Origin of the sequence: Microscilla marina ATCC 23134, from assembly GCF_000169175.1 — a bacterium.
Classification (GTDB): domain Bacteria; phylum Bacteroidota; class Bacteroidia; order Cytophagales; family Microscillaceae; genus Microscilla; species Microscilla marina.
This window is the reverse complement of record NZ_AAWS01000003.1, coordinates 237,278-254,896: the sequence shown is the minus strand read 5'-3', so window position 1 is coordinate 254,896 and position 17,619 is coordinate 237,278. Positions and strand designations below refer to the sequence as shown.

The window sequence follows — 17,619 nt, the reverse complement described above, 5'->3', positions numbered from 1 at the left end:
AAAGTTAAGATTTCAACATGAGCGCCCTTAGGGGCTTAACTCATTGACTATAAAAAGACTCGCTGCATGTATTTAATTTTTGATACGGAAACTACCGGGCTTCCAAAAGATTTTAATGCGCCACACACCGATGTGGACAACTGGCCAAGGTTGGTACAAATTGCCTGGCAGTTGCACGACTACAATGGTAAGCTTGTCAGTGCCGAAAATATGATTGTAAAGCCTGAAGGTTTTACGATTCCTTTCAACGCTGAAAAGGTGCACGGTATTTCTACCGAAATTGCTTTGGAAGAGGGCTTGCCGCTGAATGAAGTGCTCGAAAAATTTGCGGTTGACATTGCCCGTTCCGAACTCATCATTGGTCATAACATTGGCTTTGATGTAAACATCATGGGAGCTGAGTATGTGCGGACTACTGTAGATAGTAAGCTTCACGAAGTACCGACTTATGACACCAAAAGCGAAGAAACCGCTGAGTATGTAGGCATTCAGGGGGGACGAGGCGGTAAATTTAAATGGCCTACCCTTACCGAACTTCACACCAAGCTTTTTAGTGAAAGCTTTGACGATGCCCACGATGCAGCATATGATGTGTTGGCAACTGCCCGTTGTTATTTTGGCTTGATCTCAATAGGTATTGCTCCACCCCTGGGCGACCTGGAAGCAGATGCTGTGGTGTATGAGCCTCCAGTGCTCGATGCTGCCAACTTTGAGAAACGTAAAAAGAAAAAAGGGATTAAAATCCCGGAGATATTTAAGGGAAAAGTAGATAAATTTATCCCTTTTTCTCACCTGCATGTACACTCTCAGTTTTCTATTTTGCAAAGTACAGCCAGCGTAGGCGGTTTGATCAAGTTTGCTAAAGAACACGGCATGCCTGCCATTGCTTTTACTGACCATGGCAACATGCACGCGGCTTTTAAGGCTGTAGGCGAAGGCGCCAAAAATGATGTAAAGGTGATTATTGGCTGTGAGTTTTATGTGGCTCAAGAGCGTACTAAGACTAAATTTACCAAGAGCGATCGCGACCGAAGATTTAACCAAGTATTGCTTGCCAAAGACCAGGAGGCTTACCACCGCCTCGCCAAACTAAGCTCTTTAGGCTATATAGAGGGTTATTATGCTGGTTTTCCACGGATTGGCAAAGACCTGATAGAAGAATATCACGAGGGCTTGATTGCCTTGACGGGTAACTTACAAGGCGAGATTCCTGATTTGATATTGAACCAGGGCGAGCACGAAGCAGAAGAGGCGTTTAAGTGGTGGCATAACTTGTTTGGCGATGATTTTTATGTGGAGATTATGCGCCACGGACAAGAAGAGGAAGAACGGGTAAATGAGGTGTTGCTTAAATTTGCGGCAAAATATGGGGTAAAACCCATTGCTACCAATAATGTGTATTACATTGGTGATGAAGATGCCGATGCCCACGACTCGCTGCTTTGTGTAAAGGGAGCTGACAAGAAAAGTACGCCCAAAATGTTTACGCCTGATATAAAGCGGCGTAACCTGCGTTATGGAATGCCCAATGAGGAGTATTACATGAAAACGCCGGAAGAAATGAACGAGTTGTTTTCTGACATTCCTATTGCTCTGGAAACCACTCAGGAAATTGTAGATAAATGCTCGCCTATCAAACTCAAGCGAGACATACTGATGCCTGTATATGAAATGCCGTCTGAGTTTGCTACTCAGGATGATTACTTGCGTCACTTGACCTACGAAGGAGCCACCAAACGGTATGGAGAGATTACAGAAGAAATAAGAGAGCGCCTTGACCATGAACTTAACATCATCAAATCGATGGGGTTTCCGGGGTACTTTCTCATTGTGCAAGACTTTATCAATGCCGCTCGCGACATGGGAGTTTTTGTAGGTCCCGGACGGGGTTCGGCAGCGGGTTCGGCAGTCGCGTTTTGTATTGGTATTACCAATATTGATCCTATCAAGTATAACCTGCTTTTTGAGCGTTTCCTCAATCCGGAAAGGGTAAGTATGCCTGATGTGGATATTGATTTTGATGACGAAGGGCGACAAGATGCCATTAATTATGTAATTGATAAATATGGTAAAAACCAGGTAGCCCAAATCATTACCTATGGTACTATGGCGGCTAAAATGGCCATCAAGGATGTAGCACGAGTGCTGGAGCTGCCTATTCCCGACTCAAACAAACTTGCCAAGTATGTGCCTGACAAACCGGGAACCAAGCTCAAAGACGCCTTTGCCGAAGTGCAAGAACTAAAAGATGTATTGGCAAGGCCTGAAGGCGATTTAGAAAATCAAGTGTTGCGCCAAGCCAAGATTTTGGAAGGGTCGGTCAGAGGTACAGGTATTCACGCTGCAGGGGTAATTATTGCTCCTGATGATTTGCTTAAATATATTCCGGTATGTACCTCTAAGGATGCCGACTTGCTGGTAACTCAGTTTGACGGTAAGGTGATTGAAGATGCCGGAATGCTGAAGATGGACTTTTTGGGGCTTAAGACCCTGACCGTGATCAAGGATGCCCTGCGAATGATTAAGAAAAACTATGACATTGACATAGACATGGACAAGATTCCATTGGATGATCAGGCTACTCTTGAGCTTTACCAAAACGGCGAAACCGTAGGAACATTCCAGTTTGAGTCGGAAGGAATGCGGATGTACCTAAAGCAGCTCAAACCTACCAACATTGAAGACCTGATTGCAATGAACGCCCTTTATCGCCCTGGTCCATTGCAGTTTATCCCCAACTTTATCAACCGTAAACACGGAACTGAAGAAGTTGAATACCCACACGATTTGCTGGAGCCTATCCTCAACAATACTTATGGGATTATGGTATACCAGGAGCAAATTATGCAGACTGCCCAGATTTTGGGAGGCTATAGCCTGGGGGGTGCCGATTTGCTACGCCGGGCAATGGGTAAAAAGAAGCTTGAGGAAATGGACCGCCAAGAGGTCATTTTCATGAAGGGAGCCAAAGAAATTCATGGGATTCCTGAAGAGAAGTCGAGGAAGGTTTTTGAGGTAATGAAAGAGTTTGCCAAGTATGGTTTTAACCGTTCGCACTCGGCAGCTTATTCGGTGGTGGCTTACCAAACGGCTTACCTCAAAGCTAATTACCCTTCTGAATACATGGCATCGGTGCTTACGCACAACATGAATAACATTGATAAGGTTACTTTCTTTATTGATGAAACCAAAAACATGGGGCTGCAAATACTGGGACCTGATGTAAACGAAAGTGAACAGAGCTTTACGGTAAACCCAGTAGGGCAAATTCGTTTTGGTTTGGGCGCAGTAAAAGGCACTGGCGACGCTGCCGTAGAAAATATCATAGAGGAGCGCAAAAAGAACGGTCCTTTTAAGGATATGTTTGATTTTGCCCGTAGGGTAAATCTGCGAACGGTTAACAAAAAATCTTTTGAGTGTTTTGCTCAGGCAGGGGCCTTCGACAATTTGGGCAAACTACACCGGGCGCAGTTTTTTGCTGCTATGCCCAATGATACGGCTACTTTTTTGGAACGCATCATCAAATTTGGCAATGCTTATCAAAAAGAGATAGAAAATGCCAAAACCTCTTTGTTTGGGGCAAGCGGGGCGGTCACTATAGCCCAGCCCAAGGTGCCTTATACCGAGCCCTGGAGCCAATTGGAAAAGCTGAACCGTGAAAAAGAAGTGGTAGGTTTTTATATGTCGGGGCACCCACTAGACCGATACCGTGCCGGAATGAAAAAATTTGGTGCGGTAGCCCTTGATAAAATAGAGTCTTTTCAGCACCAGGAAGTGACTGTAGCCTGTATTGTGACCAAAAAAGAATTAAGGCAAACCAAAAATGGCAAACCTTTCACCTCTTTTAGTATAGAAGATTACAGCACGTCGATGGATTTGGCTTTGTTTGGCGAAAGCCACGAAACATTAAGCGATCTGATTGAGGTAAATCAACTGATACTGCTCACGGGTAAAGTACAAAAGCGGTATGGTTCAGAAGATCGCTATGAGCTGCGCACCTCGCAGATAAAACCCCTCGAAGAGATGCAAGAGAAGATGTGTCGGGGGTTAGTTATTCAGGTAGACATTGCCAAGCTAAACGATGAGCTCATGGAAAAAATGGAAAAGGTAGCCCAAGAGAATACGGGTGAACACGAGCTTAAGATTTGGGTGTATGACTTGCAGGAACAACCTACTATGATGGTAGAGCTCAACTCACAGAAATACAAGGTACAGGCAGATGAACGATTGCAACAAAAGTTTGAATCGCTCGAACTGGCTTGCAAAATGGTGTATTAATATAGTTTCACAAGCTATTTATAAATATACAATACTCCGTAGTGATTTTAATCAAAGTTGGTTGCTGGTGATCAGTTATTGATGAATTTAAAAACTATTTAATGGGGTGTTTAGGCGTAAAACCGAAACGCTTTTAAAAATAAAGTGAGTACGCAATTTGAATATAAAGTACTGGTTTACAGCATTTAACAAGGTAAACATTTATTCGAATCAGCTATGGACTATCGACTAAATACTATGGACTATTGAATATATGCAAAAACAAATTTATGCTGCTTACGACGACGAAGGTTTGTTTGTGTATCAGGCATTTAAACCTAAAGTAGTGGCCACTGCTGCGGCTAAAGGTACTTTTGGGACTGGTTTTAATACCAATCGCCTTACCTGGATCAAGCCTTCGTTTGCGTGGGTATTGCAGCGCACCAAGTATGCTACCAAACACCGGATGAACGCGATAGCTCGTATCAAGTTATCGCACGAGGGTTGGTTGCACCTATTACGGCAAGCTGTGCCTACTCAATACGATGCCCAACGCTACACCAATGAAGAAGACTGGCAACAGGCATTAGACAAGGCAGTGGTCATTCACCAATGGGACCCAGAGCGTGATTTGCTGGGCAAAAAACTGGACAGAGCGGCTATTCAAGTGGGCGTTCGGAGCGAAGAGTTATCGTTGCGTTACGTGAACGAATGGATTTTGGGTATAGAAGATGTCACAGAGCTGGCGCATGCCATCGGGAGTTTGCAAAAGCGACGTAACCCTCCATTGCCTGAAACCCCCGAAGAACGGCTTTATCCTGTATCAGAAGAAATGGCGCTTGCCCTGGGGTGTTTTTAACTAAAAACACCCCTTTTCTACTTCTTTTTGTTCATAGAGATGTCTTGGTAATAAATGTTTACTTCTTTTATTATTTACCATAACTATGATACACCGTACCTCTTTTCTTATGACCCTACTGCTATGCCTGCTGTGTGTTAGTTTACAAGCCCAACTTTTGCCCAATAACCCTACTGTACAAGGCAACACTCGCTTTGCTTTGCAACTTTACAAGCAATTATCAAAAGCCTCTCACCAGACCCAAGATAATAATGTATTTGTATCTCCCTACAGCATTTCATCGGCATTGGCCATGACTTACGCTGGGGCAAAAGGCAGTACCGCGCAGCAAATGGCGCATACACTTCATTTTAGCCCCAAATCGTTAGATAAAGATTATCAATTTTTGAATCATCATTTCAACCACCTCAACAGCAAAGGTTTACAGCTCTCGATAGTCAATGCGATCTGGGGCGAAAAAAGTAAAAAGTTTCAACCTTCATTTCTCAAATTAAATCACACCTATTATCAGGCTAAACTGGGCAAATTGGATTTTAAAAATCAGCCAAAAAAATCAAGAATAGTGATCAATCAATGGGTAGCCAAAAAAACTCAGGATAAAATCAAAAACCTTATTCCCTCTGGTATGATCAGTGGCAACACTCGTATGGTGCTTACCAATGCCATTTACTTTCAAGGGAAATGGAAACTCAGATTTGATAAAAGCAATACCCGTAAGATGAACTTTATCGCCCATAAGATCACTTACCCTGATATAAAGTTTATGCACATTACTAACTCAATTAAATATACTGAAAATGCGATTTTACAGGCAATAGAGTTACCTTATGCAGGAGACAAAGTGAGTACGGTGGTATTGTTGCCCAAACATAAAAACGGGCTCTATCAGGTGGAACAATGGCTTACGTCAAAGACCTATCAAGCGCTTACAACAAGCTTGTTTCACACAAAAGTTATCTTACACTTACCCAAGTTTAAAATGACCAAAAATGTTCCACTCAAAAATGCTTTAAAAGCCTTGGGAATGAGAATACCTTTCACCAAACAGGCCGATTTTAGCAAAATCATGCAGAGTGAATCTTTGGTAATATCAGAGGTGGTACATAAGGCGTTTATAGAGGTGAGCGAAAAAGGAACCGAAGCTGCGGCGGCTACTGCCGTTATTATGTCAAGACCCAGGTCTACCTCCTACAATCCTGAACAACCTATTCCTCCTAAAATATTTAAGGCAGATCATCCATTTATGTTTATCATTAAAGACAACACCACGGGTAGTATTTTATTTATTGGCAGACTTATTACCCCCAAACAAGCCATTTAGGAATGGTGAAAAAATAAATTACCGATTTTGAGGTAGGGATTTTATTCTGAGACGAGGCACTTTTTGCAGGCGTAGCCATAGCTACGGCTAAAACCGATGGCTGCAGCCCTGCTGCGCCGAGCTCTGCCAAAGGCTAAAAGTAACGAAGTATCAGGGTGAAAGAGCACCTCCAAACTGAAAACTTACAGCCCCGAACTTGATTCGGGGGTTATTTTTTTTCTGTTCCTTAATACAATACTCCGCAGTGATTTTAGTCAAAGTTGTTTGCTGGTTATCAGTTATTGATGAATTTAAAAACTATTTAATTGGGTATTTAGGCGTAAAACCGAAACTCTTTTAAAAATAAAGCGAGTACACAACCTTAATATAAGATACTGGTTTACAGCATTTAACAAGGTGAACATTTACTCGAATCAGCTATGGACTATCGACTAAATACTTTTAACTAACAAATTCATAAACCACTGAAAATAAGTATACTATGATTTTGTTAGTTGTCTCTGGAACAGGAGGCAACTTGAAGCACCGATATACATCGGTATCTAAGGACTTGTTGCTTAAAGCTTGCTCCTGTCGGTGCTATGGACTATTGTAATATCATTTCTATTTTTTCAACTTAACTTAAAAATCAATGAATTCCCGAATATTAATAATGCTACTAGGGCTCTTGGCGTTTAATACCCAAGCCCAAAACTCACAAAATAGCCCCACAGTCAAGGGCAGCAACCAGTTTGCCCTGGAGCTTTATAAAAAACTGAGTAGCAATCCTCAAAAAAACGTGTTTGTATCGCCTTATAGCATTTCGTCGGCACTGGCTATGACCTATGCAGGGGCAAAAGGTAGTACAGCCCAAGAAATAGCCAATGCGCTGCACCTTCCCAAAAACTCGGTACACCAAGACTTTAAAAACCTCAACACTCACCTTAACCAACTCAACACCAAAGGCTTACAGCTATCAGTAGCCAATGCACTTTGGAGCGAAAAAAGTCAGAAATTTTTAAAAGCATATTTGGGGCTTACCCAAAGCTGTTATCGAGCAAAGGTTAAACGCCTTGACTTTAAACAACAACCTGAAAAATCGAGGTTGATCATTAACAAATGGGTAGAGGACAAAACCCAGCGTAAGATCAAAAACTTGATTCCTAAAGGGATCATCAATCAAACCACTCGTTTAGTGCTCACCAATGCTATTTACTTTAAAGGCCAGTGGAAATACAAATTCAAAAAAAGCCAAACCCGCAAAATGGATTTTATCGCTGGCAAGCAAAAAATAAGTGATGTTAAGTTTATGCAAATGCAACGCAAGTTTAAATACGCTGAAACTGAAAGCTTACAGGTGATTGAGCTGCCTTATGCTTCCCAAAAGGTGAGTATGGTGGTTTTGTTGCCTAAAGATATAAATGGTATAGCCAAATTGGAGGCTTCGCTTACGGCAGAAAGTTATCAAAAACTGATGGATAGGCTATTTTATACCCAGGTAAAGCTAAGTTTACCTAAGTTTAAGATGACCTTAAACGTAAAACTCAAGAATGTTTTGAAAACAATGGGGATGCAACAGGCCTTTGGTAACACCGCAGATTTTAGTGGAATGACAGGCAACAAATCGCTGAAAATTTCAGAGGTAGTACATAAGGCGTTTGTAGAGGTAAGCGAAAAAGGAACCGAAGCTGCGGCGGCTACGGCGGTTGTTGTGAGAACAAAATCAGCCAGCGCCCACCGCCCGGTAAAACCTAAGGTTTTTAGGGCAGATCATCCTTTTATATTTATGATTAAGGACAATACTACAGGTAGTATCTTGTTTATGGGTAAACTCGCCAACCCAAAGTAACCAAAACAGGGCATTGCTGCAACCCATCGCTTTTTAGTTAGGTTGCAGCATTAATCTGCTTCCATTTTTACTCCTATCACAAGTATATCGTCAATTTGACGTTCGTCTCCTTTCCAATCTAAAAAAGATGACTTCACTTTTTCGCCTTGCTCTTTGATGGGTAAGGTGTATATTTCAGAGATCATAGATTTGAAACGACGCGTGGTAAACTTGCGTCCTTCGGGACCACCAAACTGATCGGGATAGCCATCAGACGTCATATAGAACATATCGCCAGGCAACATGTCTACCTCATGGTCACGGTATTCGCGTTTTTCTTTGTAATGTCTTACACTTCCACCAATGGGTTTTTTGTCTCCTTTGATTACATTCACTTCGCCATCACGCACAAAATAAAATGGGCGTTGGGCTCCGGCAAATACAACCTTGCGATTTTTGAAGTCAAAACTACACAAAGCCACATCCATGCCGTCAGCGGCGTTGGTACCCAAAGATAAGTAAATAGAATTTTGAAGTTCGGTTAAGATATTGCCAGGCTCGTAAATATTTTTCTCGTTAACAATCGCGTCTAACGAAGACTTGCCCAACATAGACATAAAAGCACCAGGAACTCCGTGCCCGGTACAATCGGCCACCGCCAACAATACCTTCTCGTCTTTGTAAGCAAGCCAGTGAAAGTCACCACTTACCACGTCGCGAGGCATAAACACCTTGAAATAATTATTGCGTAAAAATAACGACATATTGTCTTCACCTGGCAGCATTGCCTCCTGAATATTACGGGCATAGTTGATACTATCGCGCATTTCTTTGTTCACGCGCTCTAGTTTACCTTTTTGCTGTTCCAATTCATCGCGTTGGCGGCTCACCTCTGCGGTTCTTGCTTTTACTTTGTCTTCGAGGTGCTCATTGAGCTCTTGTACCTCTTGTGTTTTCTTGTATAATTGTGCGGTACGTTTGTTTACCTGACGTCGCAAAAACAAACTGATAGTAACAAATAAAAGCGCGACTCCGGCGGCAATAATTAAGCCCCACTTAAAATACTTAAGGTATTCACCTCCTGCCTCTTTGCCCAACCAACGCGACAAAGACTGATAATAAACAGAGCTGCGGTCATCAATCATACTCCGCATTTCCTTGTCTATGATCTTCTTTAGTTTTTTAGTCTTTTCGGTATTTTTAGTAAAAGCAAACCTTAGTTCTATCGGGTGAAACACAATAGGGCTGCCGTGCACGTTGTATTTTTTTCCGTTAGTGGCTCCGTGCAATACCGCTACCAGCCCAGCGTCAGCTTCTCCCTTGCTTATTTTTTCCAGTACATCGTCATACGATCCACACTCGATAAATTCTATGGGTAGTTTAAACTGAGAGGAGGTATGTTTGAGCCCGTGGCTGCCTTCGTAGTAAATGTCTCCGGCAAGTACTGCTACTTTTTTGTTTTTGAGATCGAGTATGGAGCGTATTTTTGAGTCCATAGGGATATAAATTTCACCCCAATTGGATACTACAGTGGTTTCGGAAAAATCGAATCTTTTTTCTCGCTTTTCAGAGTGCCCAATAGCACACAGTATATCTATATCGCCTTTTTCGAGTTTTTTCTGGTTTTCAGAAAAAGAACCGTGTACGTATTCGGGCTTCCACTTATACTTGAGCGCTATATGCTCCAGTACGTCCTTATACACCCCTTTTAGCTCGTTATCAGTATCCTTAAAAATTAAAGGGGCATCTTCATAAGTTCCAACAATCACAAGGTTGTCTTGAGCTATAGCAGTATGGGTACACCACAAAGCGAACACCCAAAAAAAACCAAAAAAACGATTTACTTTACTCATAATGCCTTTGCTCTTGGCTTGAATACCATAAATTTTTATGCTTTAAGAATGGTAAAAACAATTTTTAAGTTCAGTGGTGGGCTTTTTTACTCATAGCCAAAGCTTTTAAATAAAAAAAGTGCTTTGTTTTGCCTCATCACCTTGCCCCTACAAAACCATTTATCTTTAAACCTTTCCTATGCTTTTGACTAGTTTTCAGCTTGTTTAAAATTCATCGAAAATCACTCTAAACACGAAAATTTAAACAAGCTCTTAGATGCCAAATAGTTTTATACGAATCAAATCATTTTTTGGCAATAATTAACAAGGTAATAGTAAAAACCAGTCATTCAAAAATATTATATAAAATAATACATACAATGTTTTCTTCAAAAGATTATATACAGGTCTTTTCAAAAAAAATGTGTGTTTATACCTTATTTCACCCGCCACTTTTATAAGTATTGGGAACGCCTTTGCTTTGAATAACCCAAATTATAATACATATTTACGCTATAGAGCGTTAAAAACACTATTCTTTCATACACTTTCAACAGCTTTCGTTACTTGTGCTACATTCTCAAAACTTATTCAGCTTAAATTGTGGCTATTTTTGAAGCGTAAGTCAGGAGATAAAAGCCTCAAGTAAAGCAATAGGAATGTGGTGCCCACAGCACCAATGCTATACAAAAGCCTAAAACTCAACCTGAGTTTCCACCAAAAAACAGTGGTTTTTTATAATAAAGGAAGAGCATATTTTTTACTTGTTATAGACTAAAATTTCGTCTGAGCATAGCACTAATTAGCAAAATCATCGTTGTATTAGCAAATACAAAAAACCTTATTTGTAAAAGGATAAAAAAAGGAAAAATGACTTGATAAGATACCAATTACCATACACATTTCATTGGTATTACTTTGTTGAAGGCAACACAGCACAAGTAGCTTTGCGCTGACTCAATAACGGCCATGAAGTTGTAGAGTTTACCTAATAGTTATTATTACGCATCACCACAAGCATAATTCTACATTCTCCTGATTTTCAACCCACTACCTTTATTTTTGCTTGGGTAATTATTTGCATAAAAATAACCATATAATTCCGGCAAACTACTTCTCATTGCGCGCTTTCAAGCCCTCATGGGTGTTTTATCAATCGAGCGTTAGGTTCTAACCCTGCAAACAAACCACTACTTATTTATATAAGTGCCTGCAGGACTATTCGTACCTATTTTTTTCTTTGATTTTATCACATAAAAAATTAATAGCAACATCCACTAGTCAATAGCAGTGTATTTAAATCGCACGATTGTTTGGCATGCACTGCATGCGCAGAATAATCAATCATTTTAACTTAATTATTAGTAGCAATACCTGCTTGCAATGAAGCGGGCAATTTTTAAACAAAAGTATCATGACATCAAAACTAAAAACTTCGGTATGCATACTCGTAGGGTATGTAATGGTATTATTTTGCCAAATTTCAAACGCACAAACCAACGACACTACCCGTGCGCCCCATAAACCTTTGAGTGGTAAAAATAAAGAGCACATAGAAGTAGAGAAACACGAGTTTCATGAACAAATAGAAACCAGGGTGCTATTTAACGGAGGACAAAATACCCCCAACAAAATAGGTAAAGAACACTTAGACTTTATTATTTCAGGGCTAAAAAAAGACATTGCCAAGTACAAACACTTGTATCCTCAAGACAAGATTGTGCTTAGCCTGAAAATAAAGGGTTACTCTGACGCCAAACCGTTTTACCCCAACCAATCGCCTGAGGAGCGTCAAACCCTGAATGATTACCTCGCCAAAAAACGTACTTACTATATAAGCAATTCTGTCAAAAAAGGATTGTATCCGTTGGTACACGGTATAGAGCAAGCCTTGGTGATAAAAGGGGAAGAATTACCTCCTTATTATACATCTGACGAGCCCGAAGATCCTCAACGCCGCATGTGTATAGTAACCGTACTGGCCTATAGTGTACCTGTAGACTCTTTTGCGTCTCGTAAACCTGCTATTATTGCCATAGATCACCACAAAAAATTTGTGCCCACTTTGGTAGAACCCAAACACCAATACCTTGCATTGCACCTACCCCAAAAAACCACTACTAAATACCATGCTGGAGGTAAATTAACCGCGAGCAACCCTACCATTACTAATCCGGTACTGCCTAATAATAGTAACAACAAAAACAAGGTGGTTACTCCAAAAGCTACTAAACCTACCCCAAAAACCTCTGCTGGCGCAATTGCCGTGGTCAAAGGAGGTAACGTGGTATACGCCAACACCAACGCATCGGTACAATTTCATACGGGCTGGCACACACCCAAACCACAAGATTACCAATACCTGCAACAATTGATTAAGGAAATTAAAGAAAAAGTGGCTATTTATCGACGCAACAATGACAACAAACCTATGGTAATACAGCTGGATGTGCGCGGCTACGCCGATAAACAAGGATTTTACTATAACCAACCTATAGCCCAAAGGCAAGCACAAAACAAGCGTTTGTCGGAGTGGAGAGCTCGCACCATTGGTCAGTTTTTACAAAAATACCTCAAATCACAATCTATTAAGGTAGCGCTGAGCACCCAGGGGCTGGGCGAAACACTGCCACCTGGGGTAACCGATGGGGCAGTCAATGATCCCTTGCGGCGAACATGTAGGGCAAGCATACAAGTAGTAGAGGGGCAAGCAGTCAATACTCGCTGACAAGGTGATGTTACGCAGTAAATTCCAAGTCTGCTTATTTATATTGTTCTATGGCTTTATTGTTTTATGGTTGCGCGATGCCTTGCATAACTAATGTAGCAATACAACCGTTTCACAATAGAAATTAAAACAACAAAGTAAATCTGCGTAACTTGAGTTATGATACTACCCTCAAAAATATTAAGTTAAAAAACATAAACCCCACTGTTGTTGGCAGCGGGGTTTATTTTAGCTTATCTCAAGAATCCATGTGCAGTAAAACAATAACGCTTGACTTATAAACATCCATTGGTTTGCGGCTAATCGCCTACCATTGATAGTCATTAGTTACTCGTTCACAGCAACCTCTAAAATCCCTGGCTTGTAATTTTCTTTTCGGTGACTTTGCCGTATTTTTTCACCTTGTCGCGAATGGCAGACGCCTTGCCCACCAATACAAACTGTAGGTTCTTTTTCGGAAAATACTTTGCAATCACTTGCTTTACTTTTGCTACTGTCAGGTTATCTACATTTTTTGTAAAATTGTTGATAAACGACTCATTGTAGCCATACACAAACATAGAGGTGAGTAGTTGGGCTAAGCTACTATTGCGCTCATACCGGGTAGGAAAACTTCCTTTCACATAGTTTTTTGCCGATTCCAGTATTTCTTTGTTCACCCCGGTAGTGTGCAAACTATCTAACACACCTATAGCCATATCTATTGCCTGTATAGCAGTTGCAGTTTTGGTAAAACTATAGATATAAAAAGACCCGGAAAGCTTGCCAGTCACAAAATTACTGCGAGCCCCATAGGTAAGCCCAGAGTTTACACGCAAGGCATCGTTGAGCCAGGAAGTAAACCTCCCCCCTAAAATAGTATTGACCACCTGAACAGCAATCAAGTCTGGGTTGCTGCGTGCTACCCCTTGACCTCCTATATAAAAAGTAGTTTCATTGGCATCATCTTTATCTACCAGTAGCACTTGGCTTTTTGAGTAGTTCATATCAGGCTTTACCAGCGCTTTACTGGTCGACTTTTTGGTTTTCCAACCCTTCAACAACTTCTTGATATTGGCTTTCATTTTGCGCTTGTCAAAATCACCTACAATGGCAATGGCGGCTTTATCACAGGTATATTGTTTTTTGTAAAACGCCTTGATATCATCCAGGGTAATGGCATTTATCCCCTCTTTAGTTCCTGCCACCGGGTTGCCATAAGGGTGGTTGCCATACAACAACTTATTGTAGTAGCTGCCAATTACATTGCGAGGGCTTTCTTTGACCTGATCAAGCCGAAGTAACTTGCGTTTTTTGCTTTTCTCAAACTCTTTGGCGTCAAATACAGGATGAGTCAACACTTCCTTTAAAATAGCCAACATTTTATCTTGGTCTTTTTTGGCAAAAGACAACCCAACCCTGGCATACTCTAATGCAGCAGCCGAACTAAGACTAGCACCCACAAAATCGGTTTGCTGTTCTATTTGTGTTTTGGTCATTGTTTTGGTACCAAACAATAAAGCCTGTGCAGTAAAGTTGGCCAAGCCTGGTTTATTACCATCATGAACGGCTCCCGCATTAAATACTATTGAAGCTTGAATCAATGGCACCTCTTTTTGCTCCATCAGGTACACGGTAAGCCCATTGCTTAGCTTAAACTTATCGTATTTGGGCAATTTAAACACGCCTTGGCCCTTGCTTGCCTGGGTACCTGCCAATAGCAGCAACGCAAGCATCCATATTTTATAGTTAAATTTCATTTTTAAAATCTTTTAAAGTTAGAGCGTGTATAAAGTTCATTAATTAGGCGTTTTACGCGATTTTTCTACTCATATATTGTTAAACTTATCGTCAATAGCACTGCTATTCACTCAAAGTTTAACGCATCTGAACCGAAAACTCATCGGAAAACACTCCAAAAACGACCGCTTTAAACAAGCTCTTATATTTTCACCAAACAAACTATTTACTCTTTCCCTTCTTTTCTGGCGATAGTAAATAACCCACCGTGCGGTTAGTTTTGATAAAATACTTTTTTGCCACTCGCTGAATATCTTCCTTGGTTACATTTTCATAAAGTTTTGGGGCATTGAACAGTTTTGTATAACTGCCAAAAAACAATTCATAGGTTCCTATTGAGTTTGCTTTGCCATTAATGGTTTCCATTTGCTGGTAAAACCTCATTAACTTTTGGTTTTTGGTTTTCTGCAACTCAAAATCGGTTACTCCTTTTTCCTTAATTTTCTCAATTTCGGCAAGCATCGCTGCTTCCAATTTTTCTGGGGTAATGTTGCGTGCCGCTACTCCATATAGATAAAACAAGTTAGGATCAAAGCTTTGTGGCATGTAAGTAAATATTGCGGAAGCTACTTGTTGGTCAAAAATCAGAGATTTACGCAAACGCGAAGAGTTACCTGATGACAAGATACTGCTGAGCATATCGAGCGCATAATAGTCTTGGCTACTGGTAGAGGGTACATGGTACGCCAACGCAACATTGGGTGACGAGATTTTTTTGTGTACTACTACTCTTTTTTCACCATTTTGCGGAGGTTCTACCGTTCTCACTTTTGCCGGAGGGGTATTGCCAGGAATAGGCTCAAAATATTTGGCAGACAGTTTTTTAACTTGAGCCAAGGTTACATCACCCACTATTACTACCACACAATTGTTGGGTGCATAATAGGTTTTAAAATAGTCCTCTAAATCTTTTTTGGCCCACTGCTTAATGTCAGACTCATACCCTATGACAGGCCAACGATAAGCGTGTGCAAAGAAAGCGGTAGACTTTAACTGTGCCTGCAAAGACTGAAAGTTGCTGTTTTCCAGCCCAGTACTGCGCTCCGACAATACTACCCCTCGCTCGCTTTCCAGCATTTTTGACGAAATGTTTAAAGCACCAATACGGTCTGCTTCCAGGTCAAACATGACCTCTATCGAGCTGCTCGGAAACCAGTCGGTATATACGGTTACATCTTCGGTAGTATAGGCATTGTTAGAACCACCGTTGGCTTCCATTACCCGATCAAACATTTTAGGCCCATATTTTTTGGCGCCATTGAACATCATGTGTTCAAAAAAATGGGACAAACCGGTAATGCCAGGGCGCTCATTGCGTGAGCCTACCTTCCAAAACAGATACATGTTGGCGTTGGGTATAGAATGGTCTTCTAACACAATGACCTTCATCCCATTGTTAAGCGTCAATGTTTTTACATCTTCTACTTTGGTTTGTGCCTGTGCCAGGGGAGCCAACAAGAGCAAACAACTAAGCCATAAGATTTTTTTCATGATTATAAATTATGAACTCATCTCGGTTTTTAATAATGAGCGGAAAATCATTCGTTTTGCCCATTAACTTCAAGGTTTTTTAGCTAAAACAGAACTATTCACAACAAAACTGACCCGATGAATCGGATTTATAAATAGATTCGGTTATCACCATAGTGTTGCTATGTTTCTTGTTGTCGCGCAACAAAAGCAATCATTTTCGCAAACATTCAAAAAACAGAGACGAGTGTTATGTTAAAAAAATATAATCTACAAAGATAATAAGATTCCAGAAATATTAACTTGTGGGGTGTGGGTACTCTACCCTGCTATTTTTCGCCCTGATTTGTGTCCTCACAACCGAACTTACGAGTCCTTAGATATCGATGTATATCGAAACCCAAAAAATGACTTATTTTAGGGTTTCGATCGCCCCCGAATGGTGGGATTTATCAATTGGTGAAAACACCATAGCCATCGAGCTAATATTTTTTTACTCTGTAAAAAATCACTTAAAAATACAAAAGGCAGATTTTGCCTTATGCAAAACCTGCCTTTTTAATAGAAGCAAAGTATATAAGTAAGAGTTATCGTATAGTAAACGAACCAGTACCTATTCTTTCTCCTTCTGAGTATAATTCTATAGTAAATTTACCTTTGCCTAAGTCTTTGTTGGTATTTATATAATTAAACACCAGGGTTTGTTGTGAGTTATCAAACAAAAAGCTTTGAGCAGCTGTGTAAGAAGTGGCGGTTCCATTCAGTTTGAAACGCCCACCACCTACCGAGGGTACCAATGTTTGCCCGGTATCGTCTTTTAACAGCATCATAATAGACTTTTGCCCTATCTTGGCTGCCTTGTTGTCGGCAAGGGTAAAATATATTTTCAACTTATCAATGTTACGCTCTCTGTAGCTTCCTCCTCCTTTTTCTTTGCCTCTCCGGTTTACCCGGTTAATCGTAATGTTTTCGGCTTTGAGCACGCCCGCTTTAGCAAAGCGTTTTTTATATTGGCTAATCTCCTCTTTGGTTTTGCCTACCTGTTCTAATACTTCATTGTTTTTCTTGCGCAAATCGGTCATCTGTTCACTTTGCCGGGCAATAGTAGCCTTAAATTTGCGCATCAACGAATCTTTTCGGATCAATAACTCTTCGTAAGCGGCAATTTTGAGTTTATAATATTGCATTTGCTTTTGGGTAAAGGTTTTAGAAGCCTTCAGATTGTCTCTTTCTCCTTCTACCTCTTTCAACACTTTGAGCAATGAATCCTGGTATTTTTGATTTTCTTCACCATCTTGTTTAGAGCGGGCAATTTCCTGCTTCAAACGACGGGAAAGATTATTCAGGTTGGTTTCGTAGCTTTCTTTTTGTTGAGCTCTCAGCGTTTTTTGCTTATCTATTTCAGAGTTTTTATTCTGGATAATCATATAAATGAGAACCACATTTAACAGTACCAATACCAAAATAAAACCTATTACAATTACGCGTCTTTTATCTTGTTTTTGTTCAGTAGTCATAAAGCTTAAAAGTTTTTTCTACTAACTCAGGTTAGGTTTATGTCCAAAT

9 protein-coding genes are annotated in these 17,619 nt (G+C 40.6%); 5 read left to right on the top strand and 4 right to left on the bottom strand.

Annotated features, from left to right (window positions below):
• The first annotated feature begins 66 nt into the window (after positions 1-66).
• From dnaE to M23134_RS03650, 4 genes are all read left to right on the top strand, one after another.
• Complete coding sequence (gene dnaE, locus M23134_RS03665; RefSeq protein ID WP_002694009.1) at positions 67-4,278, top strand: DNA polymerase III subunit alpha; 4,212 nt, start codon at positions 67-69, stop codon at positions 4,276-4,278.
• A 253-nt stretch (positions 4,279-4,531) separates the two neighbouring features.
• Complete coding sequence (locus M23134_RS03660; protein ID WP_002694007.1) at positions 4,532-5,116, top strand: DUF4291 family protein; 585 nt, start codon at positions 4,532-4,534, stop codon at positions 5,114-5,116.
• An 85-nt stretch (positions 5,117-5,201) separates the two neighbouring features.
• Entirely contained in the window at positions 5,202-6,437 is a 1,236-nt protein-coding gene (locus tag M23134_RS03655) for a serpin family protein (protein WP_045112933.1), read from the top strand.
• A 631-nt stretch (positions 6,438-7,068) separates the two neighbouring features.
• A complete protein-coding gene (locus M23134_RS03650; RefSeq protein ID WP_045112932.1) occupies positions 7,069-8,265 on the top strand; it encodes a serpin family protein in 1,197 nt (398 codons plus the stop codon).
• A gap of 50 nt (positions 8,266-8,315) precedes the next feature.
• Here the strand turns inward: M23134_RS03650 and M23134_RS03645 are convergent, their stop codons facing one another.
• Complete coding sequence (locus tag M23134_RS03645) at positions 8,316-10,097, bottom strand: SpoIIE family protein phosphatase (protein WP_002694004.1); 1,782 nt, start codon at positions 10,095-10,097, stop codon at positions 8,316-8,318.
• A 1,393-nt stretch (positions 10,098-11,490) separates the two neighbouring features.
• Between M23134_RS03645 and M23134_RS03640 the strand changes: the two genes are divergently transcribed.
• Complete coding sequence (locus M23134_RS03640) at positions 11,491-12,804, top strand: OmpA family protein (RefSeq protein WP_045112931.1); 1,314 nt, start codon at positions 11,491-11,493, stop codon at positions 12,802-12,804.
• Between the two features lie 347 nt (positions 12,805-13,151).
• Here M23134_RS03640 and M23134_RS03635 read toward each other — a convergent pair whose 3' ends face one another.
• The 3 genes from M23134_RS03635 to M23134_RS03620 all read right to left on the bottom strand — a co-directional run bounded on the left by M23134_RS03635 (position 13,152) and on the right by M23134_RS03620 (position 17,570).
• The gene (locus M23134_RS03635; RefSeq protein WP_002694000.1) at positions 13,152-14,543 is read right to left on the bottom strand and encodes a M16 family metallopeptidase; all 1,392 of its coding nucleotides are present in this window, start codon (positions 14,541-14,543) and stop codon (positions 13,152-13,154) included.
• Positions 14,544-14,745: 202 nt separating this feature from the next.
• Entirely contained in the window at positions 14,746-16,074 is a 1,329-nt protein-coding gene (locus tag M23134_RS03630; RefSeq protein ID WP_002693999.1) for a M16 family metallopeptidase, read from the bottom strand.
• A 566-nt stretch (positions 16,075-16,640) separates the two neighbouring features.
• Complete coding sequence (locus M23134_RS03620) at positions 16,641-17,570, bottom strand: hypothetical protein (protein ID WP_002693997.1); 930 nt, start codon at positions 17,568-17,570, stop codon at positions 16,641-16,643.
• Between the last annotated feature and the right edge of the window lie 49 nt (positions 17,571-17,619).

What these genes read in the sequence shown, in the direction of transcription:
- M23134_RS03660 (WP_002694007.1), top strand. Translation starts at nt 4,532, where the DNA reads ATGCAAAAACAAATTTATGCTGCTTACGACGACGAAGGTTTGTTTGTG.
- M23134_RS03620 (WP_002693997.1), bottom strand. Translation starts at nt 17,570, where the DNA reads ATGACTACTGAACAAAAACAAGATAAAAGACGCGTAATTGTAATAGGT.
- dnaE (WP_002694009.1), top strand. Translation starts at nt 67, where the DNA reads ATGTATTTAATTTTTGATACGGAAACTACCGGGCTTCCAAAAGATTTT.
- M23134_RS03655 (WP_045112933.1), top strand. Translation starts at nt 5,202, where the DNA reads ATGATACACCGTACCTCTTTTCTTATGACCCTACTGCTATGCCTGCTG.
- M23134_RS03650 (WP_045112932.1), top strand. Translation starts at nt 7,069, where the DNA reads ATGAATTCCCGAATATTAATAATGCTACTAGGGCTCTTGGCGTTTAAT.
- M23134_RS03645 (WP_002694004.1), bottom strand. Translation starts at nt 10,097, where the DNA reads ATGAGTAAAGTAAATCGTTTTTTTGGTTTTTTTTGGGTGTTCGCTTTG.
- M23134_RS03640 (WP_045112931.1), top strand. Translation starts at nt 11,491, where the DNA reads ATGACATCAAAACTAAAAACTTCGGTATGCATACTCGTAGGGTATGTA.
- M23134_RS03630 (WP_002693999.1), bottom strand. Translation starts at nt 16,074, where the DNA reads ATGAAAAAAATCTTATGGCTTAGTTGTTTGCTCTTGTTGGCTCCCCTG.
- M23134_RS03635 (WP_002694000.1), bottom strand. Translation starts at nt 14,543, where the DNA reads ATGAAATTTAACTATAAAATATGGATGCTTGCGTTGCTGCTATTGGCA.